The sequence below is a fragment of the Novosphingobium sp. FG90 genome, assembly GCF_057808725.1.
In genome coordinates, this window is the sequence record NZ_JBMDIO010000055.1 from 1 (window position 1) to 23,634 (window position 23,634).

The window sequence follows — 23,634 nt, forward strand, 5'->3', positions numbered from 1 at the left end:
GGGCCCCCCCCCCCCCCCCCCCCCCCCGCAAACCGGTGGTGATCCGATCCCGGAGGCCCTCGCCCACTTTAACGGTGGACGGGGGCCTCACTTTTATGCGGACCGGGGTGGTCGAGCGCCTTCAATCATCGCCCAAATTTCGTAGACCGGGATTGTTCCGCGATGCTTGCGGGAATGCGGCGATATTTTTCGTTTCATCGCCGATTTCTCTCACCTCCGCTGCGGATTGTTCGATTTTCAAGGTTTTCGGGAACCAATTTCGCCGCATTGCCGTTAGCTACCCGACTGGTTTTCTCAGAGGAGGGTAACGCAATGTCGACCATGGTCGAAGCAGGCGTCGAAGGGGTCCAGCCCGAGAAGGTCGCGCTCAGCGATCGTGATTTCCGCCGCGCGCTGGCAGAAGTAGCGCCGCACCTGCGTGCTTTCGCGCGTGGTCTGTGCGGTTGCCGCGACCGCGCCGACGATCTGGCGCAGGAAGCCATGCTGCGTGCCTGGGCGGCGCGTGAGCGCTATGCCGCCGGCACCAATTTCAAGGCGTGGACCTTCACCATCCTGCGCAATCACTTCTATTCCGAAGCTCGCCGCGCCCGCTTCCATGGCGAGTACGACGAACTGGCTGCCGAGCGCATCCTGCGCGCCGAGGCCAGTCAGGAAAGCGCCGTCGAACTGGCCGACGTGCTCCGCGCGCTCACCGCCATTCCGGAAACGTATCGCGAAGCGCTGGTGCTCGTGGCCGCAGGCAACCTCTCCTACGAGGAGATTGCCGAGATTTGCGGTATCGCGCTCGGCACCGTGAAGAGCCGCATTTGCCGCGCTCGCGCGATGCTCTCCAAGATCATCGAATCCGGCCAGCTGCCGGACTTCCGTCACAACTTCGTGCTCGGCGGCGAGGCGATCGATGCCTTCTTCGGCGAACTGGCCAAGATCGCCAACGTCGATACCGGCGCCGGCCGCCAGCTCGTCGCCGCCTGACAGACAAAGAGCGCATGCCTTGAGTACGACGATTTCCCACGCTGGAAAAATCCTCATCGTCGAGGATGAATTCCTGGTGGCGCTGCAGCTGGAAGACATACTTGCCGACGGCGGCCATGCGGTCGTCGGCACCGTTCCCGACATGGCCTCACTGGGCTCGCTTGGGGAAGTTCCCGATGTAGCGCTCGTCGATCTCAACTTGCGTGACGGGCTGACCGGCCCTGCCATCGCCCGCGACCTTTCGGGACGATACGGCGCGCGAGTAATCTACGTTACCGCCAATCCCGGGCAGATCGATACTCCGGCCCCCACAGCCATAGGGGTGGTCCAGAAACCCTTTACGCGGCAAGCGATCCTTGCCGCGATATCCTATGCCCTGGCGGGATGCCCCGACAGCGCGAGACCGCAGGAGCTTGAGCCGCTTCAGCGGCGGGCCTGAGCTTTCAGGTCAGAGGATTTACTGCATCGATTTACGATTAGGAGAGGGGCCGCAAGAGCCCGGGCCTGATACAACCACAACAGGGCCTGAGAAGAAGGCGAGAGGATGAACCAAGTCGTCCTGCAATGCCTGCAATACTATGGCGCCGCTGCGGGAACCGTGGCGGCGCTTATCGTTTCTCTCAACCTCGGCCGTCATTGGACGGGCTGGGGCTTCGTGATTTTCGTGACGAGTTCGATCGCGCTGGTCGCCTGGGGGTTCCTGGACGACAAGGCGCAAGGGATCGGACTGCAGAATGTCGCGCTGTTCGCGATCAATTGCGTGGGGGTGTGGCGGTATCTGCTGCAGCGAAAGCAATGATCGTCGCCTTGCGCATTGCTGCAGGGGATTCGACAGCCAAGGCGAAGGGCGTGGCAGCCGAAACCGCCACGCCCCCGCTGCTCAAGCGCTGGTCCTAGAGGGTCTCAGACCGCGCCGAGCGCGTGTTCGCCGGCTTCTCCCTGCCGTATGGGCTTGCCGGTCAGCAGCTTGAAGGCGCCCTTGAGGCCCATCTCTGAGGTCCACACTTCGGCATCCTCGATCTCGAAGCGCAGCATGACGACCGAAGCATCGGCCTTGCCGTCGGGAAACCAGGCTTCGACAGCGTTGTTCCAGTGCTTGTCGCGCACGGCCGGGTCGGTCTCCTCGACCAGCGTGCCATCGAGACAGGCGAAGACCTCGTGGCCGCGCGTCATGACCTGCCCCATCGCCTTGCCGCCGCCGCCGATGCGGTTGTCGCGCTTGGTGAAGAACCAGATGGCGTGGTGCGCATCCTTGTCGAGCTGCGCGGTCATCGGCTCGGCGTGGTCATGACCGCCCTGCAGGCTCATCATGATGAAGGGGCTGGCCTGGAACGCCTTCCAGAAGTGTTCGCGGATGTCCTTGTCCATTGTCCTTCTCCGTTATGGCTGTTCGGGAAGGCAACGCGCCGTCGCCCTCGGACGTTCCCCCGCGTCGATCGCAGGGGAAGCCCGAACCGGCTTATTCCCGGGCGTCGCCGGGAAGTTCCTTCTCGGCAGTCGCCAGTTCCCTGGGCTTACGCTTCTCGAAGACCTCGGCGAGTTTCCTTTCGGTTTCCGGCGAAAGCTTCTCCGCCGCTTCGGGAAACATCTCCTCTTCCTCCTCATCGATGTGGTGGAGGTAGCGGTGGCGCATTTCCTTGAATTTGGTCAGCCAGGCCGAAGAACTCATGTCGATCTCGAACAGTTCGCCCAGGAAGTCGTCGATTTCCTTGTGCTCCGAAACCGAATGGCGGGCCTCGTCGCGCAAGTCCGGGTTGGCGAGCATCGTCGCGTAGAGCGATTCCTCCTCGGCCGCGGCGTGGGCCTGCAGTTCCTTGCGCAGGGTTTCGAACAGGTCCTTGCGCTCGTCGCTGGCGCCTTGGGTCTCGCCCAGTTGCTTGAGGAGCTTGCGGTGCTTGTCGTGGTCGGCCTTGAGGTCGCGGAAGATCCTTGCGTCTGCCATGGGTGTCTCCTGTGAGTTGTCTTTGCAGGAAGGAACGGCGGGAGCGCGTTCCGGTTTCCGACAACCCGTTTGCGCCTCGCGCGTTCTTGTCAGGGAGAACCCTCGGGACAGATCGCATGCTGATGACGCGCCAGCCCCTTACGCGCCTGAAATTCGCCGACGACACCGCGCCCGGCATCACCCGCAAGCCGATACGCGGCAACAAGTGGGCCTACTTCGATGCGGAGGGTGCGCGCATCACTGACCGCGAGGAGATCGACCGCCTCAACGCCATCGCCATGCCGCCTGCCTACGAGCGATGCTGGTTCTCGGCCGATCCCCACGTGCATCTGCTGGCTACCGGCTACGATGCGCGGGGGCGCAAGCAATACCGCTATCACCCCGACTGGCGGCAATCGCGCGAGGACATGAAGTTCGACCGCTGCGCCCTGTTCGGCGAGGTGCTGCCGGTGCTGCGGGCGCGGGTGGAGGCGGACATCGCCTCACGCAAGCTGACGCGCGAGCGGGCGATCGCCTCGGTCGTGGCATTGCTCGATACCGGCGCGATCCGGGTCGGCAACGAGTGCTACGCCAAGGTGAACAAGAGCTTCGGCGCCACCACCCTGCGCACGCGCCACGCCAGGATCGAAGGCGGCGCACTGGTGCTGCGCTTCAAGGGAAAGTCGGGCAAGTTGCAGGAGATCGCCTGCGACGACCCCGGCCTCGTGCGGTGCGTTCGCAAGATGCAGGACCTGCCGGGGCAGCATTTGTTCCAATACGTCGACGAGGACGGCGAAGCGGTTCCCGTCCACAGTCACGACGTCAACGAATACCTGGCAGAAACGATGGGAGAAGGCTTCACCGCCAAGCACTTCCGGACATGGACGGCCAGCACGATGGCTTTCGCGATGCTGGTCGGTAACCCGGGCCTGTCGCTGCGCGCGATGCTGGAGGAGGTGTCGCAGTGCCTTGGCAATACGCCGGCGATCGCGCGCAAGTCCTACGTCCACCCGGCGGTGATCGCTGCCGCCAAGGGGGAGGGGGCCGCGCCGGATGTGCCGCAGGCGCTGCCGCGCAAGACCCGCTGGATGACCCGCGAGGAACGCGGGCTGCTTGCCTTCCTCAAAGCCGCCTGAGGTCAGGTACGCCGGTACGGCCCGAGCGTCGCGATCAGGACCAGCACGCCGACGAGCGCCAGTCCCGAGCAGACGAGGGCAAGGTTGGAGTTGCCGGTCGCGTCCACCATCCATCCGAACAGCGGCGGGCCGAATGCGGCGCCGAGGCTGAACAGGCCGAGGATCGCGCCGTATGTCGCACCGTAGTTCTCCAGCGCGGCGTAGCGGCTGGTAAAGTAGGCGAGCATGTCCACCTCTGCCCCGGCCGCGAGGCCCAGCAGCAGTGCGGCGGGAATTGCCGGGCCGTCGAGCCACAGGATCACGCAGGCGATCACCGGCGAGGTCAGGAACAGCACCGCCACGCGCGGGGCGTGGAAGCGGTCGAACAGCCAGCCGACGAAAGCACGGGCGAAAACCACCGCGATGCCGATGAAGGCGGCCACTCCGGCGGCCTGTGCGGGCGGCACGCCCCGATCGACCAGCATCGGCACGAGATGAACGATCAGCGCGGCGACGATGACGCCCAGCAGAAAGCCGATCAGCGCGATCTGCAGCGTCTTGCGGGTGATCTCGATGCTGCCGCGCTCGCGCTTGTCGGTGGCGACGTGCTCCCCGCGCCCGGTCAGGAGGCTGACCGGGATGCCGATCACGGCGATGACGATGGCGATGGCATGGAGGCCGGTGCGCCAGCCCTGCACGGCGATCACCGGGCCGAGCAAGGCGGGCGCCAGGATCGCGGCCATACCGGAACCCGTCAGCATCAGCCCCAGCGCGAACCCGCGCCCGGCATCGAAGCGCAGCGAGACGACGCGCGCCCAGATCGCCGGGGTGGTCCCGCAGCCCGCCAGCGAGACGAGCAGCCACAGGCCGTACCACGCGGTCAGCGACGGCCCCGTCTCGGCCAGCGCCACCAGGGCAAGCGGCGTCGCGAGATAGCTGGCGATGGCGATGGTCCGGTTGCCGAAGCGGTCGGCGAGGCGCCCGACGATCGGGGCCGAGAGGAAGATGCCGAGCTGCTGGAACGTCGCCGCGCCGGAGACTTCCGCGCGAGTCCAGCCGAATTCGGCCTGCAGCGGCGTCACGAACAGGCCGAGCGAGTAGAATCCCACGCCCATCATCCCGACCCCGATGGCCAGCGCGGCGGCCAGGACGGTGGGCCATCCGGCGGCCAGTTCGCTGCGGGCGGTAAGCGAGGGTGACGCAAGGGTGCTCATGATCGCAGTGGTGCCATGGATCGGCGCGGCTGTGCAGATGCGAGATGGGGGGAAGTCGCAGGGCGAATATCTTGGCGCGGCGGGGGCTTCGACAAGCTCAGCCTGAGCGGGATTTAAAGACCACCTCCAAAACCGCTCAGGCTGAGCTTGTCGAAGCCCCATCGTGCACCACGAAGCAATTGGAAACCCGCCCGTCCCGCAGTAAGGAACGCCCATGAACCAGGCACCCATTCTCGTCATCACCACCGGCGGCACCATCGACAAGCAGTATTTCGACGCGCTCAGCGAATATCAGATCGTCGAGAGCGTCATCGGCAAGCTGCTGGCGACCGCGCGCGTGGCGCATCCGTTCCGCGTCGTCGAACTGCTCCGCAAGGACAGCCTCGAACTCACCGACGAGGACCGCGCGCTGATCGCCGCGACCGTGGCCGGTGCGCCGGAAAGTCACGTCGTGATCACGCATGGCACGGATACAATGACCGACACCGCCGCCGTGCTCGCGCCGATCGAGGGCAAGACCGTGGTGATGTGCGGCGCCATGCAGCCCGCCCGCTTCGCCGAGAGCGACGCGGCGTTCAACCTGGGCATGGCGTTCGGCTGCTGCCAGTCGGCCGGGCCGGGCGTCTGGATCACCATGAGCGGCACCGTGTTCGACGCGCTCAAGGTCCGCAAGGACCGCGAGGCGGGCAAGTTCGTCGCGCGCTGAGGCGTCGGCGCCCCGCCCTTACACAACTTTAACCACTGCAATCGTTGCGAGAGGCCGGGTCTAGGGACAGCTCCCTAGGCCCGGCTTCGCAGGTCGATAACCGCCTCCCCTGTACGCATCGTCAGGCATGGGGCCGCAGCGCGGTTTCCGGCACTCCACCCGGAGATCGCGCCGCAACGAAGCGTCGCGCGTGTCTCCCGTAGGACAGGACACGCGATGCTGGCGACGCCGATGACGACAACCGACATCCACGCGCCGCTGGTCCATGCTCCGATCGCCGCGCTGATCGTCGATGCGGCGGGCGTGGTGGCCTTCGGCAATGCCGCCGCCGCCTCGCTGCTGGCCGAGCCCGATGCCGAGGCGCTGCGCAACAGCCTGTTCTTCATGTGGTTCGGCGAGGACGACGGTGAGACGCTGCGCCAGATGTTCGACGTCTTCTTCAAGGTGCCGATGGAGACGCGCGGCTCGTGGTCGCGCCAGATGGTGCTCCACGGCGCCGACGGTTCGCGCCCCACCGTGACGATGACGCTGGCCCCCGTGGCGGGCGAGGAGGGCGACCGTGCGGTCGTCTACTTGCGCAACATGACGCGCGAGATCACCGCCGAGCGCCGCTTCACCCAGATGTTCGAAAGCATGCCGCTGGGCGTGGTGGTGGTCGATGGCAAGGGCCGGATCGCGCAGGCCAACGCGATGCTCTCCAGCCAGTTCGGCTGGAAGGTGGAGCAGCTGATCGGCCAGCCGCTCGACGTCCTCTTGCCCGAGCGTTACCGCGCGAAACATGGCGACCACATCGCCGCCTATGCCGCCGCGCCCTCGACGCGCATTCTCGGCACCGACCGCGACCTCAACGGGCTGCATCGCCACGGGCGCGAGTTTCCCGTCGAGATCGCGCTCACCAAGTTCGAGAGCAGCGCCCAGCCGCTCTACATGGCGATCGTCAGCGACATATCACACCGCAAGCGCTCCGAACGCGCGCTGCAGCAGACCAATGCGCAGCTTGAGGAGTTCACGTATGTCGCCAGCCACGATCTGCGCTCGCCGCTGCGGGGGATCGCCGATCTGGTAACGTGGATTCGCGAGGACCTCGAAGGCACCGAACTGCCCGAGGACGTGGTGCACAATTTCGACCGCATCACCCAGCGCATCGAGCGCTCGGAACAGATGATCGACGACCTGCTCAGCTACGCCCGCGCAGGGGTCCGCGATTCCCGGATGCAGCGGATCGATCCGCACGAACTGGTCGAGGAGGCGCTGGAACTGACCGCGATCCCCGAAGGCTTCGAGGTCGACGTGGACGTGCAGGGCGCCGACATCGTCGCGCCGCGCGCGCCTCTCTCCACGTCGCTGCGCAACCTGCTGTCCAATGCGGTCAAGCATCATGGCGGCAGGCAAGGCCACATCCGCATCGCCGTGCGCGAGGAAGGGCGCTTCACCGTCTTCACGGTGGAGGACGACGGCCAGGGCATCCCGGCCGGCAACGAGGACCGCATCTTCAAGCTGTTCCACCGCGCCTCGCCGGGGACCGACGGTGACGGGGTGGGCCTCGCCTTCACCCGCCGCATGATCAACGCCCACGGGGGCATGGTGACCGTCCAGGGCCGCGGCCCCCTCGGCGGCGCCAGGTTCGAAGTCCACTGGCCGCGCATACTTCTGCGAGAGAACGAAGATGATGACTGATCTGGTCGCACCCCGATCCGCACAAAAGAAGACTGCCAACCTCACCGACGTGACCGTGTTGCTGGTGGATGACGACGACGTCGCGCGCGAAGGCGTGCTGCGCTCGTTCCGCAAGCACGAGGTGCCCTGCCGCACCGTCACGGCGGGGGACGGCGGGGAGGCGCTGGCGATCCTCACCGGGCGCCACCCCGACAAGCAGGTCGAGACGCCGGTGATCGTCCTGCTCGACCTCAACATGCCGGGGATGGACGGTTTCCAGTTCCTCGACGCCCTGCGCGCCGATCCGGACCTGCGCCGCACGGTGGTCTTCGTGCTCTCCACTTCGGCCCGCGATCAGGACCGCAGCCGTGCCTACGACGGGCATGTCGCGGGCTACATGGTCAAGTCCGCGGTGGGTCCGCAGTTCGCTCGCCTCGCCGATTTCATCGGCAAGTATGCCCGCACGCAGGAGCTGCCCTGACGGCTCCTCCTCCCCCAGACACACCACGCAAGGAATCCTTTCTCCCATGGACCACCTGCACAACGGTACTCAGGACATTCACGCGCTGATCGTCGATGACGACGACGTCGACCGCGAAAAGCTGCTGCGCCTGCTGCGCCGCGTTCCCCGCAATATCACGGTGGAGCAGGCCGCCTCGCAGGCCGAGGCGCTGGACATGATCCGCGATCCGGAGGCGCATTTCGACATCGTCTTCCTCGACTTCGGCCTGAAGGACGGCGACGGGCGCGACCTGCTGCCCGAGATCCGCGCCGAGATCGACCCCGACGTGCCGATCATCGCCGTCACCGGCCACACCGACGAGCAGATCGCGGCGGACTCGATCAAGTCGGGCATGACCGAGTTCCTGTCCAAGCGCTCGCTCTCGCCCGAGCGGGTCGCGGCCTCGGTCGAGGAGGGGATCGCCTGGCGCAAGTACCGGCAGGACATGCGCCGCGCCGAGGAGGAGCTGACGCACCGCTCGCTCCACGATCCGCTGACCGACCTGCCCAACCGCACGCTGTTCGCCGATCGTCTCTCGCAGGCCTGCGCGCGGGCCAAGCGCAGCGGCGATCCGTTCGGGCTGGTGATGATCGACCTCGACCGCTTCAAGGAGATCAACGACAGCCTCGGCCATGCGGCGGGCGACGCGGTGCTGATCACGCTGGGCCGCCGCATGTGCGAGCACTTGCGCGAGGTGGACACGGTCGCGCGGCTGGGCGGGGACGAGTTCGCGGTGCTGCTGCAGAACGTCGATGGCGACGAATCCGCGCTCGCCGTCGCCACCAAGCTGACCGAGCTGATCGAGCAGCCGATCGTCCATGACGGGCGCCTGCTCTACGTCGGCGCCTCGCTGGGCATTTCGCTGTGCCCGCAGCTGGGCTTCTCGCCCGAGGGGCTGATGGAGGCCGCCGACGAGGCGATGTACGAGGCGAAGCGCGGGGCCGAAAAGGCGGTGATCGCGCGCGGCGAACAGCGCCGCCCGGTCCGCGCCGACGAGCGTACACTGCTTCACGACATCGAGGACGCGATGGGCGCGCGGGCGTTCAACTGGCACTGGCAGCCCAAGGTGGACATGCGTTCGGGGCAGGTGCTCGGCTTCGAGGCGCTGGTGCGCTGGACGCATCCGGACAACGGCCCGGTGCCCGCCGATGCGCTGATCGAGACGGTTGAGCAGTCGCACCTGCTGGAAGATTTCACCTACCTGACGCTCGACACGGTGCTGGGCCAGTACGCGCGGCTGGAGCCGGGGCTCGACGGTGCGGGTATCTCGATCAACGTCTCGGCACGGATGCTGGAGCGGCCGGGCTTCGTCGGACATGTGGTGGAATCGATCCGCAGGCATGGTGTCGATCCGGCGCATGTGGTGCTGGAACTGACCGAAACCGCGCTGATCGCTCACCCCTCGCAGGCCAAGCGGGTGATCGAGCAGTTGCAGGACCACGGCGTCTCGCTCTCGATCGACGATTTCGGCGCGGGGTTCACCTCGTTCGGCTACTTGCGCGAGTTCGCGGTGCGCGAGATCAAGATAGACCGCTCCTACATCGCGCGCTTCACCGAGAACCGCTTCGACCAGTCGCTTGTGACCTCGCTGGTGGTGCTGTGCGACTGCCTCGGCATCCCGCTGGTGGCCGAGGGGGTGGAGAACCCGGAGACGCAGGCGATGCTGGTTGCGATGGGCTGCACGTGCGGGCAGGGCTACGGCATCTGCCGTCCGATGCCCTACGAGGACGTGCGCGGCTGGGTCGATGGCTGGAACGCCACGCACGGGGAGCAGCGGCTGCGGGCGTGAGGGGTTACTCGCAATGAAGGGGCAAACTCAGCGCCCCTTGATCACCCGCCCGATCGCCGAGCGCACATCGCGTTCGCCGTAGGGCTTGGTCACCACTGGCACGGTCTTGAACGCGCCGGACTGCAGCGAGCGTTCGCCGTAGCCGCTGGCGAAGATGAACGGGATGCCGCGCGCTTCGAGTTCGTGGGCGACCGGCTCGCTGGTGTCCTTGCCGAGATTCACGTCGAGCATCGCGAAGCTGACGTCGGAGCCTTCCAGAATGCCGAGCGCGGCGTTGACCGAGCCGGCGATGCGGCAGTCGTTGAAGCCGAAGCCGCGCAGCACGTCTTCCGCCTCCATGGCGATGATCACGTTGTCCTCGACGATCAGCGCCGCGCCGGAGGCCAGTTCCTGCGCGAAGTCGGCGGCCTGCGGCGGTTCGGCGACAGGCTCGCGCAGCACCGCGCCGGGGGTCTCGAAGCCGGAGATATGGTCGGAGGGGATCAGGAACAGCGCGTGCAAGCCATCCACCGGGTAGATCACCGAGGCCGAGCCGCCCAGTTCGTGCGGAATGGTGCGCTCGATGATGGTCGAGCCGAAGCCGCGCCGAGTGGGCTCCTTCACCGGCGGGCCGCCTTCCTCGCGCCAGTCGATCTCCAGCGCGCCGTCGTCGCTGCGGTTCAGCGTCACGGTGACCTGCCCGTGCGAGTCCGACAGGGCGCCGTACTTGCACGAATTGGTCATCAGTTCGTGGATCACCAGCGCCAGGGTGGTGAAGGCGGCGGGGGCGATCAGTGCGTCCGGCCCGTCGATCACCACCCGGTCGAGCGAGTGGCTGGCATAGGCGTCGGTCTCGGTGCGGATGAGGTCGTATAGCGAGGAGGGCGACCAGTCCTTGCGCGTTACCTGATCGTGCGCGCGGGCAAGGGCGTGGATGCGGCTGCCGACGATCTCGGCGAATTCGTCGATCGTGCGCGCGCCCTCCTTGCTCTGCGCGACGAGGCCGCGGATGAGGTTGAGGATGTTGCGCACGCGGTGGTTGAGTTCCGCGATCAGCATGTCCTGCTGCTGGCTGGCCTGCTCGCGCTCGACGTTGGCGGCGTCCGACAGGCGCAGCACGACTTCGAGCAGGGTGACGCGCAGGGCCTCGGCCGAGGAGACTTCCTCGTCGGTCCAGGGACGCGAATAGCCGCGCCGCTCCTCGCGCCAGATCTCGAAGCTCTTGCGCGGGGTCAGGCGCGCGCCGTTGGGGCCGAGTTCGATGGCCTTTTCGGGATTGCCCGCCCACTTCACCTCGCGCACCGCCTCGCCCCGGAACAGGACGATGTAGTCGCGTGGGGACCGGCTGACCGGCAGGGCGAGGAGGCCCGAGGCCTTGTCCGCCCATTCCGCCGCCGCCGGATAGACCGAGGCGATGTTGTCCGAGGCCCAGACCGTGCTGGCCCCGGCAGTATTGAGGAACCGCGCGAGGCTGGCGAACTGCGTCTGGTCCGGCACCGGCCCGTGGCCGACGAAGCGCCCGTCCACCCAGCCGACGACGCCGTCGAAGGGGATCACCTGCCGGATCGAATCGGTGAAGTCGTCGAAGGCTTCGAGCAGCGAGCCGCCACCGGCGACGCGCGCCATGATCTCGTCATGGAGGCGCACCGATTCCGCGCGTTTCTCCATCGAGAAATCGGTCTCCTTCTGCTCCAGCAGGTAGGAGAAGAATTCGCCGAACAGCTCGCTGGCGGTGCGTACCGAATAGGACAGCGTCAGCGGCGAATAGTGGTGGCAGGCCATCAGCCCCCACAGCTTGCCGCGCCGCATGATCGACACCGACATAGACGCCTTCACGCCCATGTTGCGCAAGTATTCGATGTGGATCGGCGAGACCGCGCGCAGGCCCGACATCGACAGGTCCAGCGGGTCGCCGTTGGGATTGGTCGCCGGGATAATCGGCACCGTCGGATCGTCGACGTCGCTGATGATGCGCAGCAGGTTGCGGGTGTAGAGCTTGCGTGCCTGCGCCGGGATGTCGGACGAGGGGAAGTGCTGGCCCTTGAAGCTGTCCACCATGCCGTTCAGGCTTTCGGCGATCACTTCGCCCGCGCCGTCGCCCTCGAAGCGGTAGACCATCACCCGGTCGAATCCGGTCAGACCGCGGAGGTGCCGCGCGGCGCTGGAACACAACTGCTCGATCGTCGGCGACTGGCGCAGCCGCTCGATCATCGGGCGCACGTAGGATACGAAATCGCGGCGCTTGCCGCCTTCGTGGGGCTCGATCTCCAGCACGAAGGAGCGGCCGGAATTGTGCACGGCGACGTCGAAGACGCGGCCGTCGCCGATCAGGTCCACCTCGAACATGCGCTCGACGGTGTTGGCGCTGCCCAGGATCTGCAGGCGCGTGCGGATGTCGTGCAGGGCTTCCTGCGACAGGAACTCGGTGGCGGAGAGGCCGACGAGATCGCGCGCCTCGCGCCCGAACAGGTCGGTGCAGTTCACCGAGACGTGGTTGATGATCCAGTCACTTGAGAATGAAAGCAGCCAGCCGAAGCTCTGGATGCGGCCGATGATGTGGATCGGCTCGAGGTCGCAGGTGGACAGATCAACCTGATGCATGGCGTCAGCCATCGACTCGTGCCTTTAGGCCCGCACTGGCGGCGAAGGCGCGCGAGAACGTCTCGAAGGCGGCGAGGGCCGCGGTGCGCAGCGCCTCGGCCTGCTCGGGCGAATAGGTGCGAGTCCGTAGCACGGGGACGAGGGCCTTCCATGCGTCGTGGCCGCGCCCGTCGCTCATGTAGGCGGAACGGAAGCCTTTCGCCTCGCCCCAGTAGCCGCGCTGGCGGATGACCACGAGGCCGAGGCGCGAGCCCGAGACGACATAGGCGACGCCCGCCTCGCCGCCTGCCACGTCGAGTCCTGCGGGCACCTCGATCGTCGGCACGGCATCGACGCCCAGCGCATTGAGGTCGGCGCGCAGCATTGCCGGATAGTCCGGGCATTCGAGACCGAGTTCGCTTTCGAGGAACGTGCGGAAAGCCGGGAACATGGGTTCGAGCCCGGCGGCGTGCGCGGCCAGGAACCGGCCGAGCCCTTCGCGCGTCATCAGGTCGAGCGCGCCGAACGAGGCATCCAGCCGCTCATGCGAGGGGCCGGTCGCTTCGCGCAGGACGGTGAGCATGTCGGGCATTGCGGGCGATCCGAAGGCGTCTTTCATGGGCATCCGATTAAGGCCCCGGAGGGCGTTTGCAAGCGAACCGACAGGGAGCGCCTGACTGCCGGAACATACGATGCCCCGGAATGTTCCTGAGTAACACATAGCATGCCCGGATCGTCCGGTCTGTTCACTTATGACCGCTTCTTGGAACCGTAGCCCTTTGGCGGGGTTGTCGTTTCCGGACGGCGTCGGATCGCGACTTTCTGCGCTCGTCCTTCCGGTCGCCACGCCGCAGCGCCCGACGAGCCGCCCAAGGAGCACGAATGAGCACGATCCCGCAGACCAGCCCGGTTTCCGCCGCCGCGATCGCCGGCAGCGACCTGCTCACGGCGCTGAAGCAGGACGACTTCGCGCTGATCGAGCCCAAGCTCGGGGAGTGCCGCCTGAAGTCGGGAGAGATCATTTACCAGCCCGGCGACAACGTCGATTACTGCTATTTCCCGACCGGCGGCGCCATGTGCTCCTACTTCGTCGAGATGGAGGACGGCACGGCGGTCGAGACCATCCTAGTCGGGCGCGAAGGGGCGCTGGGCGGGATCGTCAGCCATGGCTCGCTGCCCGCCTATGCCCGCGCCAACGTGCTGCACGAGGGGGTGTTCCTGCGCATCGCCTCGCGCGACATCGAGGCGGCGAAGGAGCGCTCGCCCGCGATCGCGCACCTGTTTGCGCGCTATGCCGACTGCGTGATGGCGCAGGTCTTCCAGTCGATCGCCTGCAATGCCGTCCACACCATCGAGCAGCGCGCCGCCAAGTGGCTCTCCGCCGCCGTCGACCGCATCGGGCGCAACGACGTGACGATGACGCAGGAGCAGCTCGCCTCGATGATGGGGATCGGCCGCAGCTACGCCAGCCGCGTGCTGCAGCGCTTCAAGCGCGACGGCATGGTGCGCACCCGGCGCGGCGGCATCGAAGTGCTCGACCGCGACGGCCTGAAGAACCGCGCCTGCGCCTGCAACGATCAGGTCGAGGGGCATTTCCACCGGGTGCTGGGGGACGTCTACCCGAAGGAAGGTTGAGCACCTTGCGGCGGGCCGTTTCGGGCTGTCGTCGCAATATGGTCAGAATAACGCCATCGATATGCCATCGAACTTGCACTTTCACGTCATGAATGGCTCCTAGCACTCGCCCTCGCGACCAATAAGGGGGCATTATCCATGACCGAGATGAATCCGGTCACCGCCTATACGGACGGTGACGTCGATACCAATGAATCCACGCAGCGCTCGCTCGAGAGCATGGCCGCGGAGCGCTATTCGCGCCGCTCGGCGATGTTCCGCGGCGCCGGTGCCACCACGATGGCCTTCATGGGCACCAGCCTCCTCGCTGCCTGCGGTGACGACGGCGAAGGCGGCAGCATCGGGGGCGCCGTTTCCGTCTCGGCGGGCAGCAGCGTCGCCACCAGCGCGGGCCGCGTCGTCACGCTGACCGGCACCGTCTCGGGTAACGGCAAGGATGCCGGCTGGAACCAGCGCACCGGTCCCGAAGTCACGCTGACCGGCAGCGGCGCCACCGTGAGCTTCATCGCCCCGGCCGTCGCGGCCGCCACCGACCTCGTCTTCCAGTTCAGCGCCAAGCCGCTGATCGGCGAGGCCGTGACCGCGACCACCACCGTGCGCGTCTCGCCCGCGGTGCTCGGCTTCACCGCCGTCGCTCACTCGCTGGCCGACGTCGCGATGGTCCCGGAAGGCTACTCGGTCACGATCATGACCCGCCTCGGCGACCCGATCGCCGCCGGTGTCTCGGCCTATGCCAACGACGGCAGCGACGCCGATTTCGACAAGCGCATCGGCGATCACCACGACGCGCTGCACTACTTCGGCCTCTCGGCCACGGGCGCGCCCGACCGCAACAGCTCGACGCGCGGCCTGATGGTCCAGAACCACGAGAACATCACCGAGACCTACCTGCACCCGGCCGGCCCCAGCGCCGCGCCGCGTCCGCTGGCCGAAGCGCTCAAGGAGATCGAGTGCCACGGCGTTTCGATCGTCGAGTATGTCGACGGCGGCAACCGCAAGTGGACCTACAAGCAGGACAGCACCTTCAACCGCCGCATCACCCCCAACACGCCGATGTCGTTCCACGGCCCGGCGGCGGGTTCGGCGTTCCTCGTCACCGCGTACTCGAAGGATGGCACTGCCGGTCGCGGCACCATCAACAACTGCGCCAACGGCGTGACGGGCTGGAACACCAACCTCACCTGCGAAGAGAACTACGCGGGCTACTTCCGCCGCGATGCGGCTGACGATGCCAAGCGCACCCCGGCCGAACTGGCCTCGCTGCGCCGCAACGGCATCACCAGCCGCTCGGGCAACTACAGCTGGTCGACCGCGTCGAGCACCGACGATCGTTTCACCCGCTGGAACGCGACGATCACCGGCGCCGCCGCTACCGACGACTTCCGCTACGAGCCGAACCAGTACGGCTGGGTGGTCGAGATCGACCCGTACAACCCCACCTCGACCCCGCGCAAGCGCACCGCGCTGGGCCGTTTCGGCCACGAAGGCGCCTTCGTGCGTATCGCCGCCGGCCAGAAGCTCGGCGCCTACATGGGCGACGATTCGCGCGGCGAATACCTCTACAAGTTCGTCTCGAACGAAACCTGGGCCGCTGCCGATGTCGACGCCACCGACCGCCTCGCGGTGGGTGACAAGTACCTCGACGCCGGTACGCTCTACGTCGCCCGCTTCAACGCGGACGGCACCGGCACCTGGCTGCCGCTGGTCTACAGCCCGACCTTCCCGAAGCGTCCGGCAAGCGGCACCTACCCCGAGTACACCTTCACCAGCCAGGCCGACATCTGCGTCAACACCCGCTTCGCCGCCGACGCGGTGGGCGCGACGCCGATGGACCGCCCGGAATGGACCGTGGGCAACCCGGTCACCGGTGAAATCTACCTGACGCTGACCAACTCGAACAATGCGTTCCGCCCGGTCACCGGCACCAACGCCGCCAACCCGCGCTCGTACAACGACCCCAAGGGTCCGTCGAACTCGTCGCAGACCGGCAACCCGAACGGCCACATCGTGCGCCTGCGCGAAGACGGCGACACTACCAGCGCCACGACGTTCAAGTGGGACATCTACCTCTTCGGTGCCGACTCCACCGATGCGGACCCCACCAACGTCAACATCTCGGGCCTCACCACCGCGAACGACTTCTCGAGCCCGGACGGCGCGTACTTCTCGCGTTCGACCAACCCGTCGGGCCAGATCAATCCGCTGATGTGGATCGAGACCGACGACGGCGCGATGACCGACCGCACCAACTGCATGCTGCTCGCCGCGATCCCCGGCCACGTCGGTGACGGCGGCGCCTACACGGTGAACAATTCGGGCAACACGCAGAACACGTTCGTCGGCGCCAAGGCGACCGCGGCCAACCTGCGGCGCTTCCTCGTCGGCCCGGTCGAGTGCGAGATCACCGGCATCGACCAGACGCCGGACGGCCGCACCCTGTTCGTGGGCATCCAGCACCCGGGCGAGGGCGGTTCCTACTCGGCACCGAGCAGCCACTGGCCGTACTCGCAGGACGGCAGCACGCCGGCCGCCAGCGTGCGTCCGCGTTCGGCGCTGATCGCGATCACCAAGAACGACGGTGGCGTGATCGGTCTCTGATCGAAGCTCCTTCGGGAGAATGCCCTGACGGAGAATGCAGGGGAGGGGGCGCCGGCGGGCGCCTCCTCCCTTGGCGTTTGTGGACGATAATTCCTCCCCGAAACGGGGAGGGGGACCACCCGCAGGGTGGTGGAGGGGCACGCGCGGGATCACCGACCCTAACCGCACGCGCGATCGAGACGCGCTGCCCTTCGAGGTTCGGCGATCCCGCCTGTGCCCCTCCACCATGCTTCGCATGGTCCCCCTCCCCCGGTGGGGGAGGAATTTTCAGAAGCGGTCGGCGTTCATCACTTTCGCCCAGGCCGCGACGAAGTCATCCACGAACTTCTGCTTCGCATCGTCCGAGGCATAGACCTCCGACACCGCCCGCAGTTCGGAGTTCGACCCAAACGCCAGGTCCACCGGGCTCGCCGTCCAGCGCAGCTTGCCGGTCTTGCGGTCCTTGCCGTCATAGAGCCCCGGCGTCGCACTCTTCGACCAGACCGTGTCCATCGACAGCAGGTTGACGAAGAAGGCATTGTCGAGGCTTCCCGGCGTCGTGGTGAAGACCCCCGCGCTAGACTTGCCCGCATTGGCGCCCAGCGCGCGCATGCCGCCCACCAGCACGGTCATCTCCGGCACCGTCAGGTCGAGGGCATCGGCCTTGTCGACCAGCGCCGCAGCGGGATCGAGCCGGTAATCCGCCATGTAGTAATTGCGGAAACCGTCGGCCTTGGGCTCAAGATACGCGAACGATGCCACGTCGGTCTGGTCTTGCGCTGCATCGACGCGGCCCGGGGTGAAGGGCACCGTCACCGGATAACCGGCCTTGCTCGCGGCCTGCTCGACACCGGCATTGCCCGCCAGCACGATGAGGTCGGCCATCGACACCGCTTTTCCGGACTTGGCGAAGTCCGTCTGCACTGCCGTCAGCTTCGCCAGCACTTTGGCCAGTTCCGCCGGATCGTTGACCGCCCAGCCGCGCTGCGGGTCGAGCCGGAGGCGCCCGCCATTGGCGCCGCCGCGCATGTCGGTGCCACGGAAGGTCGAGGCCGAGGCCCAGGCCGTGCGTACCAGTTCGGGCGTCGTCAGGCCGGAGGCGAGCACCTTGGCTTTCAGCGCGCTCTGGTCCGCCTCGCTGACGGGGGCGAAGCTCGACTGCGGCAGCGGGTCCTGCCACGAGAACGTCTGGTTCGGAATGTCCTTGCCCAGATAGCGCGCCTGCGGGCCGAGGTCGCGGTGCGTCAGCTTGAACCATGCCCGCGCGAAAGCCTGTGCGAATTCCTCGGGATTCTCGTGCCAGCGCTGCGCGATCTTGAGGAATTCGGGGTCCTGCTTGATAGCGATGTCGGTGGTGAACATGATCGGCGCGTGGGTCTTGCCCTTGATATGCGCGTCGGGCACCATGTTGGCGGCCGCCGGGTCGGTGGGAATCCACTGCGTCGCGCCCGCCGGGCTCTTGGTCTTCACCCACTCCATGCCCAGCAGGTTGTCGAGGTACTGCGAGGTGAACTTGATCGGGTTCGCCGACCATGCGCCTTCGAGGCCGCTGGTGATGGCATCCTCGGCATTGCCCTTGCCGCACTTGTTCTCCCAGCCGAGGCCCTGCTTCTCGGTCCCGGCGGCGGAGGGATCGGCGCCCATGCATTTGTTCGGGTCATGCGCGCCGTGCGCCTTGCCGAAGGTGTGGCCGCCCGCGATCAGCGCCAGCGTCTCCTCGTCGTTCATCGCCATGTTGCCGAAGGCGCGGCGGATGTCGGCGGCGGCGGAGATCGGATCGTGGTTGCCGTTCGGGCCTTCCGGGTTGACGTAGATGAGGCCCATCTGCGTCGCGGCGAGCGGGCCTTTGAGGTTGCCCTTCGCGTCGCGGCGCTTGTCGGTCATCATCTTGGTTTCCGGCCCCCAGAACACGAGGTCCGGCTGCCAGGCGTCGATGCGGCCGCCCGCGAAGCCGATGGTCTTGAAGCCCATGTCCTCCAGCGCGACGTTGCCGGTCAGCACCATGAGGTCGCCCCACGACAGCTTGCGGCCGTACTTCTGCTTGATCGGCCAGACGAGGCGGCGGGCCTTGTCGAGACTGACGTTGTCGGGCCACGAATTCAGCGGCTCGAAGCGCTGCTCGCCGCCGTCCGAACCGCCGCGTCCGTCGCCGACGCGGTAGGTGCCTGCGCTGTGCCAGGCCATGCGGATGAAGAACGGGCCGTAATGGCCATAGTCGGCAGGCCACCACGATTGCGAGGTGGTCAGCACCTTGCGGATGTCCGCCTTGACCGCGTCGAGGTCGAGCGTGGCGAACTCCTTCGCATAGTCGTAGTCGGCGCCGTAGGGGTTGGACTGCGCCTCGTGCTGGCGCAGCGCGGTGAGGTCGAGGGTGCTGGGCCACCAGTCCTTGTTGGACATGCCGCCGGGCTTGGTGCCGGCGGGAGGGGCGGGCTGTTCGGTGACCGTCTCCGCCTCGGTCGCGGCCTTGTTCGGCTTGGCCTGTTCGGCGGCCGACGCGGGCGCTGCGAGCGCGCAGCACGCGGCGCCGAGCATCAGCGCGAGCATGCGGTTTCCAGGGGTGTTCATGGCCTCTCTCCTCCTGTTGCTTTGGCCCTTGCGAGGGCGGGCAGAGGGTACGCCCCGAGGGACGGGACCGTTAGTGTGCTTCGTCGATGAGAGTGATCGGGCAGGGCGATCAAAATCGAAAGGTTAAGCGAGCCGCGCGATTTGTTGCCGCTCCATCGCCGGGGCGTTGCGCGCGGGCGGCTCTGGAAACGGGAGGCGAGCTGGCCTAATAGACAATCCTGTTGAATAGCGCGCATGGGAGAGACCGCGTGACCGAACCGGAGGCCTACGAGCCCAGCCGTCTGACCGCAGCGGACATGGACGCCGAAGTGCTCGCGACTTACCCGACCGAGGCGTTTCTCTCGAAGGACTACCTCGCGGCGGAGAAGCGGCTGCTGTGGCCCAAAGTCTGGCAGATGGTCGAGCGCGAGAGCGACCTGCCGAACCCCGGCGACTGGCTGACTTACGACGTCGCCGACGAATCCGTGATCGTGCTGCGCAAGGACGACGGTTCGCTCAAGGCCTTCCACAACGTCTGCCCGCACCGGGGCCGCCAGCTCGTTTCGGTGCCGGACATGCTGCCGGGGAAGGTGCATGATGTCCGGGGCTCGAACCGTCGCAACTTCATCTGCGGCTTCCACGGCTGGACCTTCGATCTGGACGGGCAGAACACCTACATCCTCGACCCGCAGGACTGGCAGAACAAGCTGACGGCAGAGATGACCTGCCTGTCCGAAGTCCAGGTCGATACCTGGGGCGGCTACATCTACATCACGATGGACCCCGACGCCGTGCCGCTGGCCGAGTGGATGGGCCGTGCGGGGGAGATCCTCGGCCACTTCCAGCTGGAGAAGATGCACTACAAGTGGCGCCAGTGGGCGATCTACGACTGCAACTGGAAGACCGCGATCGAGGCGTTCCTCGAACCCTACCACGTCGCGGGCACGCATACGCAGCTGCTGGCTTATGGCGATTACTACGCGCTGAGCCGCCAGTACGGGCTGCACTCGGTCTCCAGCTACGACACGCGCGATTCCAAGTTCCAGATGAGCGAGAGCGCCGGCACCACCCGCGCCGGCAAGGGCGACGACCCGCGCGTCTCCACCTACGAGTTGATCCGCGAGAACTACGAGACGGTGAACTACTCCGCCTCCACCGAGACGCTGGTGAACGCCGCCGCTCGCCTCCAGATCGAGCTTCCGGAGGACGCTACCCCGCAGGAATGCATCGCCCACTGGCTGAAATCCGCCAAGGCCGACGACGCCGCGCGCGGGGTGATCTGGCCCGAGGTTCCGCCCGAGATCAAGAAGGAAGGCGGCCTCGCCTGGGGCCTGTTCCCCAACCAGAACATCCTCCACGGCGAGACCTTCGCGCTGTGCTACCGCGTGCGCCCCTACAAGGACGACCCGGACAAGTGCGTGTTCGAAAGCTACGCCCTCGAACGCTTCCCGGAAGGCGAGGCGCCGCAGACCGAGTGGACCTATGCCGACCCCATCGGCGAGAACTGGGGATCGGTGCTGGCGCAGGACTTTTCCAACATGCAGTTCGTGCAGAAGGGCATGAAGTCCAGCGGCTTTCGCGGACCCTTGCCCAACCCGCACCAGGAGCAGAAGGTCATCAACCTCCACCGCAACCTGGCGAACTTCATGGGCGGGCGAGGGGCTCCGACCAAGCTGGACGTCTGGCCCCGGAACTGAGCTGCATACTCGGGAGTTTTACGAGGGCTAACGGGCGCGCCGTCCATTTCTGACGCGCCTCCTCGAAAGGCTCGTCCATGAACACGAAGATCCTCGCCCTGGCCCTTGCCGGTTCCACCGTGGCGCTCAGCGCCTGCGCCACGGACGGCTATGGCGGCGGCTATGGCTACAGCTCGGTCGGCTGGGGCACGCCTTATGCCTACGACGGCTATTACGACGGGTACTACGGCCCGATCCACGACGGCTACTGGGGCAGCGACGACTACTTCTACTACCGAAACAACGACCGCGACCACCGCTACCGCCGGGGCGACCGCAACCACATCATGCGCGCGCCCCCTCAGGGCCAGCACAACTACCAGCCATTCCGGGGCGAGATGCGCCCGCAGCAGGGCATGAAGATGCCGATGTGGCGCGGCGGCGGCGATCATGATGGCGGCGGACGCGGCGACGGCCGCCGACCGGGCCGCGGCCGCCGCTGAGGCGGCTCAGCCGTCCTCTTCCCGCGTGCGCCGTGCCTCGATGGTGCGGCGTAGCTGCTCCAGCTTGGCGTCGATCACCGCGCGCGTCTCAGCCACGGTGGGCATCTGCGCCTCGATATCGCGCCGCACCCGCTCGTAGAGCGCCGAGCCCGGCCGCGCGTCCTGCGCAGGCGGCGAGGCGTAGCGCTCCGGCATGCGCTGGCGCAGCAGGAACAGCATGAGCGCGGTGTCGTGGCGGGTATAAGTGGCGACCACCTTGCCCTGGCTCGCCACCGGGCGTTCCTCGCCCAGGATCGCGCGTTCGAGCGCGCAGTCCTGCAGCCGCAGCATGCCCCGGTCGACCGCCTTGTCCCACGCGGCCGAGAACCCTTCGGCGCCCTTCATCAGCCGCAGCTTGTAGAGCGCCTCGAGGCTCGCCCCGATCGCGCGGGCCGCCTGCGTGACGATCCCGCTGGCGGCGAGCGCGGCGATGAACATGCGCTGCCGGTCGGGCGTGATCGAGTTGCGGCGCGGACGGCTGTGCAGATAGGGCGCGAAGCCGAGCAGCGGATCGTCCGCCTCGGGCAAGTCCTCGAAGAAGGCCATGGCCGAAGTGCGCCGCGAAGGCCGCACCGACCGGCACCCCACGCGTTCCTCCCCGAGCTTGTCTCGGGGAGGGGGACCGCCGACGCAGTCGGTGGTGGAGGGGCACGCGGGGGATCGCCCGGCCTCACCGCCGGGCGCGGGATCGTCAGAAGGTTTCACGCGAAGCCGCGAAGCCGCAAAGGATTTATCGCCGCGCCGGCGCTCGGGATGTGCCGGGGGCGTGGAGGATCGGTCCGTCATAAGGCGTGGAACTCCATGGGGTGTTGGAGTGGATGCCCCTCATGGCGGACCTATGTATCGCGGGCCGGGGTGTGTAGGAAAATGGTTTGTGGCGGTAGGCCGAGATAGCAGCCTTTCGCCAATCAATAGAGTGAGCGTTCGTTAATAATCGGCGCCGGAGATTCGAAATTGCACTAGGGCAGATCCGCTGGGTATCTAATCTCAAAGATCGGCTTGCCAGAGTTTTCTTCTCGGCAGATGGCGTGCACTAAGCTGCTGGCCGGCTGCGCCTCGATGAATTTCTGGACGAAATTCTGCGTCATTTCCGTGGCCATCTTCCGGGTGACCTTAGTGCCAGGCATGTTGATGTTTGTGCGACCCTGCTTGTGTTCGTCGCCATCGTCGTCAACATACGTATAGTCGATTTTTAGCACGATTATCGCTCCTGACTTCCGAGCCTCCGCAAAATGCCGCGCCTCAAGCTCCTCTGCAAACATCGGGCCAGAATACTTATCTGAAAGGTTGAGGCAAATCATGGCGCATAGCCATGATAGTTCGCGGGCTTCATCTTGCTTATCTGGGCTCCATGCCCCTGGCTTTCGCCTGTTGCTATGGAAATAATGGCCTCTTCGTTCGATTAAATGTTCGACGATCTTCTCGGGTGTCGGCGATCCCCTCAAAAAAGTCCCGGTAGGGGTGGCGGGGCGCGTCCGATCTTCCCGGAAATCAGCCTTTGCAGATTTGATCGCGTCGATGAGTACCGCATAGCCTTTGAATGCTTTTTCGAGGCCCGCCTTCTTGAATTGCCCATCGCTGAAAAATGCATCGAAAATCAGAAAATAGTAGCGGAAAGCATCTATGTATCTCGCTTCTTTCGATGCTTCGCGTGCATAGCCCGTCAAGGTGGCAAATAAACGATATTGTTCATCATACTGCTTCTCGGCAGCCATCATGGCTCGGGTAAAGAAATCGTAAGTTAGAGCGATGGGGCGTTCATCAGCCTCGCCGTAAGTGAAACGACTAATCGCAATCGCTTTGGACTCTTCCTGTGTTTCCCCTTCGTATTCCGCTTCAGTCCGATCGAAAGCAACTTGAACAGGGAATAGTGCCTGAATGAAGCTAAAGCCATTCCGCACCTGCTGGCGAAGCATCGAATGCAGCGGATCATTGATCGCAATTGTAGGAGGCTGGCCCGGACTGTCTGGTTGAGCTAAACTGGGCGCTAGAGTTGCGAGTTGCCCGGTGAAAGCGAACTTTAATGCGCTTACCATGTCGCCGTCTGCCACCAACGTCATCCGGGCGCCGAGCACATCAATAGGCCAATGATCTAGCATCCGAATGGGTTGTTTCAAATGAACCGTATAGCGTGCAATCATCGTGAAAGACTACGGCGTCAGTGTCTGATACCAAGACTCTCTGATCATGACCCATGCGCCCACTGGCGCAAGCCGATGGACA

20 protein-coding genes are annotated in these 23,634 nt (G+C 66.0%); 12 read left to right on the forward strand and 8 right to left on the reverse strand.

Annotation, left to right across the window (positions count from 1 at the left end):
• The first annotated feature begins 312 nt into the window (after positions 1–312).
• The 3 genes from ACODRZ_RS25260 to ACODRZ_RS25270 all read left to right on the forward strand — a co-directional run bounded on the left by ACODRZ_RS25260 (position 313) and on the right by ACODRZ_RS25270 (position 1,771).
• A complete protein-coding gene (locus ACODRZ_RS25260; protein WP_488972910.1) occupies positions 313–972 on the forward strand; it encodes a sigma-70 family RNA polymerase sigma factor in 660 nt (219 codons plus the stop codon).
• Between the two features lie 19 nt (positions 973–991).
• Positions 992–1,411 (forward strand): response regulator, encoded by a 420-nt coding sequence (locus ACODRZ_RS25265; RefSeq protein ID WP_488972909.1) that lies wholly within the window; start codon positions 992–994, stop codon positions 1,409–1,411.
• Positions 1,412–1,516: 105 nt separating this feature from the next.
• On the forward strand, positions 1,517–1,771 hold the full coding sequence (locus tag ACODRZ_RS25270) for a hypothetical protein (RefSeq protein WP_488972908.1): 255 nt from the start codon (positions 1,517–1,519) through the stop codon (positions 1,769–1,771).
• 104 nt (positions 1,772–1,875) lie between these two features.
• On the opposite strand, the gene ACODRZ_RS25275 is transcribed toward ACODRZ_RS25270, so the two are convergent.
• Together ACODRZ_RS25275 and ACODRZ_RS25280 are read right to left on the reverse strand one after the other, a co-directional pair.
• The gene (locus ACODRZ_RS25275; RefSeq protein ID WP_488972907.1) at positions 1,876–2,340 is read right to left on the reverse strand and encodes a pyridoxamine 5'-phosphate oxidase family protein; all 465 of its coding nucleotides are present in this window, start codon (positions 2,338–2,340) and stop codon (positions 1,876–1,878) included.
• Between the two features lie 91 nt (positions 2,341–2,431).
• Entirely contained in the window at positions 2,432–2,914 is a 483-nt protein-coding gene (locus ACODRZ_RS25280; protein ID WP_488972906.1) for a hemerythrin domain-containing protein, read from the reverse strand.
• 116 nt (positions 2,915–3,030) lie between these two features.
• Here ACODRZ_RS25280 and ACODRZ_RS25285 point away from each other — a divergent pair, with 116 nt between their 5' ends.
• Positions 3,031–4,029, forward strand: a complete 999-nt coding sequence (locus ACODRZ_RS25285) for a DNA topoisomerase IB (RefSeq protein WP_488972905.1) — start codon at positions 3,031–3,033, stop codon at positions 4,027–4,029.
• Positions 4,030–4,031: 2 nt separating this feature from the next.
• On the opposite strand, the gene ACODRZ_RS25290 is transcribed toward ACODRZ_RS25285, so the two are convergent.
• A complete protein-coding gene (locus tag ACODRZ_RS25290) occupies positions 4,032–5,222 on the reverse strand; it encodes an MFS transporter (protein ID WP_488972904.1) in 1,191 nt (396 codons plus the stop codon).
• Positions 5,223–5,436: 214 nt separating this feature from the next.
• Here ACODRZ_RS25290 and ACODRZ_RS25295 point away from each other — a divergent pair, with 214 nt between their 5' ends.
• The 4 genes from ACODRZ_RS25295 to ACODRZ_RS25310 all read left to right on the forward strand — a co-directional run bounded on the left by ACODRZ_RS25295 (position 5,437) and on the right by ACODRZ_RS25310 (position 9,875).
• Positions 5,437–5,928 (forward strand): asparaginase domain-containing protein, encoded by a 492-nt coding sequence (locus ACODRZ_RS25295; protein ID WP_488972903.1) that lies wholly within the window; start codon positions 5,437–5,439, stop codon positions 5,926–5,928.
• Positions 5,929–6,159: 231 nt separating this feature from the next.
• Entirely contained in the window at positions 6,160–7,605 is a 1,446-nt protein-coding gene (locus tag ACODRZ_RS25300) for a sensor histidine kinase (RefSeq protein WP_488972902.1), read from the forward strand.
• Complete coding sequence (locus tag ACODRZ_RS25305; RefSeq protein WP_488972901.1) at positions 7,595–8,065, forward strand: response regulator; 471 nt, start codon at positions 7,595–7,597, stop codon at positions 8,063–8,065. Before ACODRZ_RS25300 ends, ACODRZ_RS25305 begins: the two co-directional genes overlap by 11 nt.
• A 46-nt stretch (positions 8,066–8,111) precedes the next feature.
• The gene (locus tag ACODRZ_RS25310; protein WP_488972900.1) at positions 8,112–9,875 is read left to right on the forward strand and encodes a putative bifunctional diguanylate cyclase/phosphodiesterase; all 1,764 of its coding nucleotides are present in this window, start codon (positions 8,112–8,114) and stop codon (positions 9,873–9,875) included.
• Between the two features lie 27 nt (positions 9,876–9,902).
• Here the strand turns inward: ACODRZ_RS25310 and ACODRZ_RS25315 are convergent, their stop codons facing one another.
• Positions 9,903–12,467 (reverse strand): HWE histidine kinase domain-containing protein, encoded by a 2,565-nt coding sequence (locus ACODRZ_RS25315; RefSeq protein ID WP_488972899.1) that lies wholly within the window; start codon positions 12,465–12,467, stop codon positions 9,903–9,905.
• Complete coding sequence (locus ACODRZ_RS25320) at positions 12,460–13,053, reverse strand: biliverdin-producing heme oxygenase (protein WP_488972898.1); 594 nt, start codon at positions 13,051–13,053, stop codon at positions 12,460–12,462. Before ACODRZ_RS25320 ends, ACODRZ_RS25315 begins: the two co-directional genes overlap by 8 nt.
• Before the next feature lie 263 nt (positions 13,054–13,316).
• Here ACODRZ_RS25320 and ACODRZ_RS25325 point away from each other — a divergent pair, with 263 nt between their 5' ends.
• On the forward strand, positions 13,317–14,069 hold the full coding sequence (locus ACODRZ_RS25325) for a Crp/Fnr family transcriptional regulator (protein ID WP_488972897.1): 753 nt from the start codon (positions 13,317–13,319) through the stop codon (positions 14,067–14,069).
• Between the two features lie 138 nt (positions 14,070–14,207).
• Positions 14,208–16,667, forward strand: a complete 2,460-nt coding sequence (locus ACODRZ_RS25330; protein ID WP_488972896.1) for a PhoX family protein — start codon at positions 14,208–14,210, stop codon at positions 16,665–16,667.
• 267 nt (positions 16,668–16,934) lie between these two features.
• Here ACODRZ_RS25330 and katG read toward each other — a convergent pair whose 3' ends face one another.
• On the reverse strand, positions 16,935–19,214 hold the full coding sequence (gene katG, locus ACODRZ_RS25335) for a catalase/peroxidase HPI (RefSeq protein ID WP_488972895.1): 2,280 nt from the start codon (positions 19,212–19,214) through the stop codon (positions 16,935–16,937).
• 296 nt (positions 19,215–19,510) lie between these two features.
• Between katG and ACODRZ_RS25340 the strand changes: the two genes are divergently transcribed.
• The gene (locus tag ACODRZ_RS25340; RefSeq protein ID WP_488972911.1) at positions 19,511–20,890 is read left to right on the forward strand and encodes an aromatic ring-hydroxylating oxygenase subunit alpha; all 1,380 of its coding nucleotides are present in this window, start codon (positions 19,511–19,513) and stop codon (positions 20,888–20,890) included.
• Positions 20,891–20,967: 77 nt separating this feature from the next.
• The gene (locus ACODRZ_RS25345; RefSeq protein WP_211150382.1) at positions 20,968–21,372 is read left to right on the forward strand and encodes a hypothetical protein; all 405 of its coding nucleotides are present in this window, start codon (positions 20,968–20,970) and stop codon (positions 21,370–21,372) included.
• A 6-nt stretch (positions 21,373–21,378) separates the two neighbouring features.
• Here ACODRZ_RS25345 and ACODRZ_RS25350 read toward each other — a convergent pair whose 3' ends face one another.
• Together ACODRZ_RS25350 and ACODRZ_RS25355 are read right to left on the reverse strand one after the other, a co-directional pair.
• Positions 21,379–21,999 carry a hypothetical protein gene (locus tag ACODRZ_RS25350; RefSeq protein WP_488972894.1) on the reverse strand — a complete coding sequence of 207 codons (621 nt, stop codon included), beginning with the start codon at positions 21,997–21,999 and terminating at the stop codon, positions 21,379–21,381.
• Between the two features lie 371 nt (positions 22,000–22,370).
• Positions 22,371–23,552: a hypothetical protein gene (locus ACODRZ_RS25355; RefSeq protein WP_488972893.1), complete on the reverse strand. Its 1,182-nt coding sequence runs from the start codon at positions 23,550–23,552 to the stop codon at positions 22,371–22,373.
• Positions 23,553–23,634 lie beyond the last annotated feature (82 nt).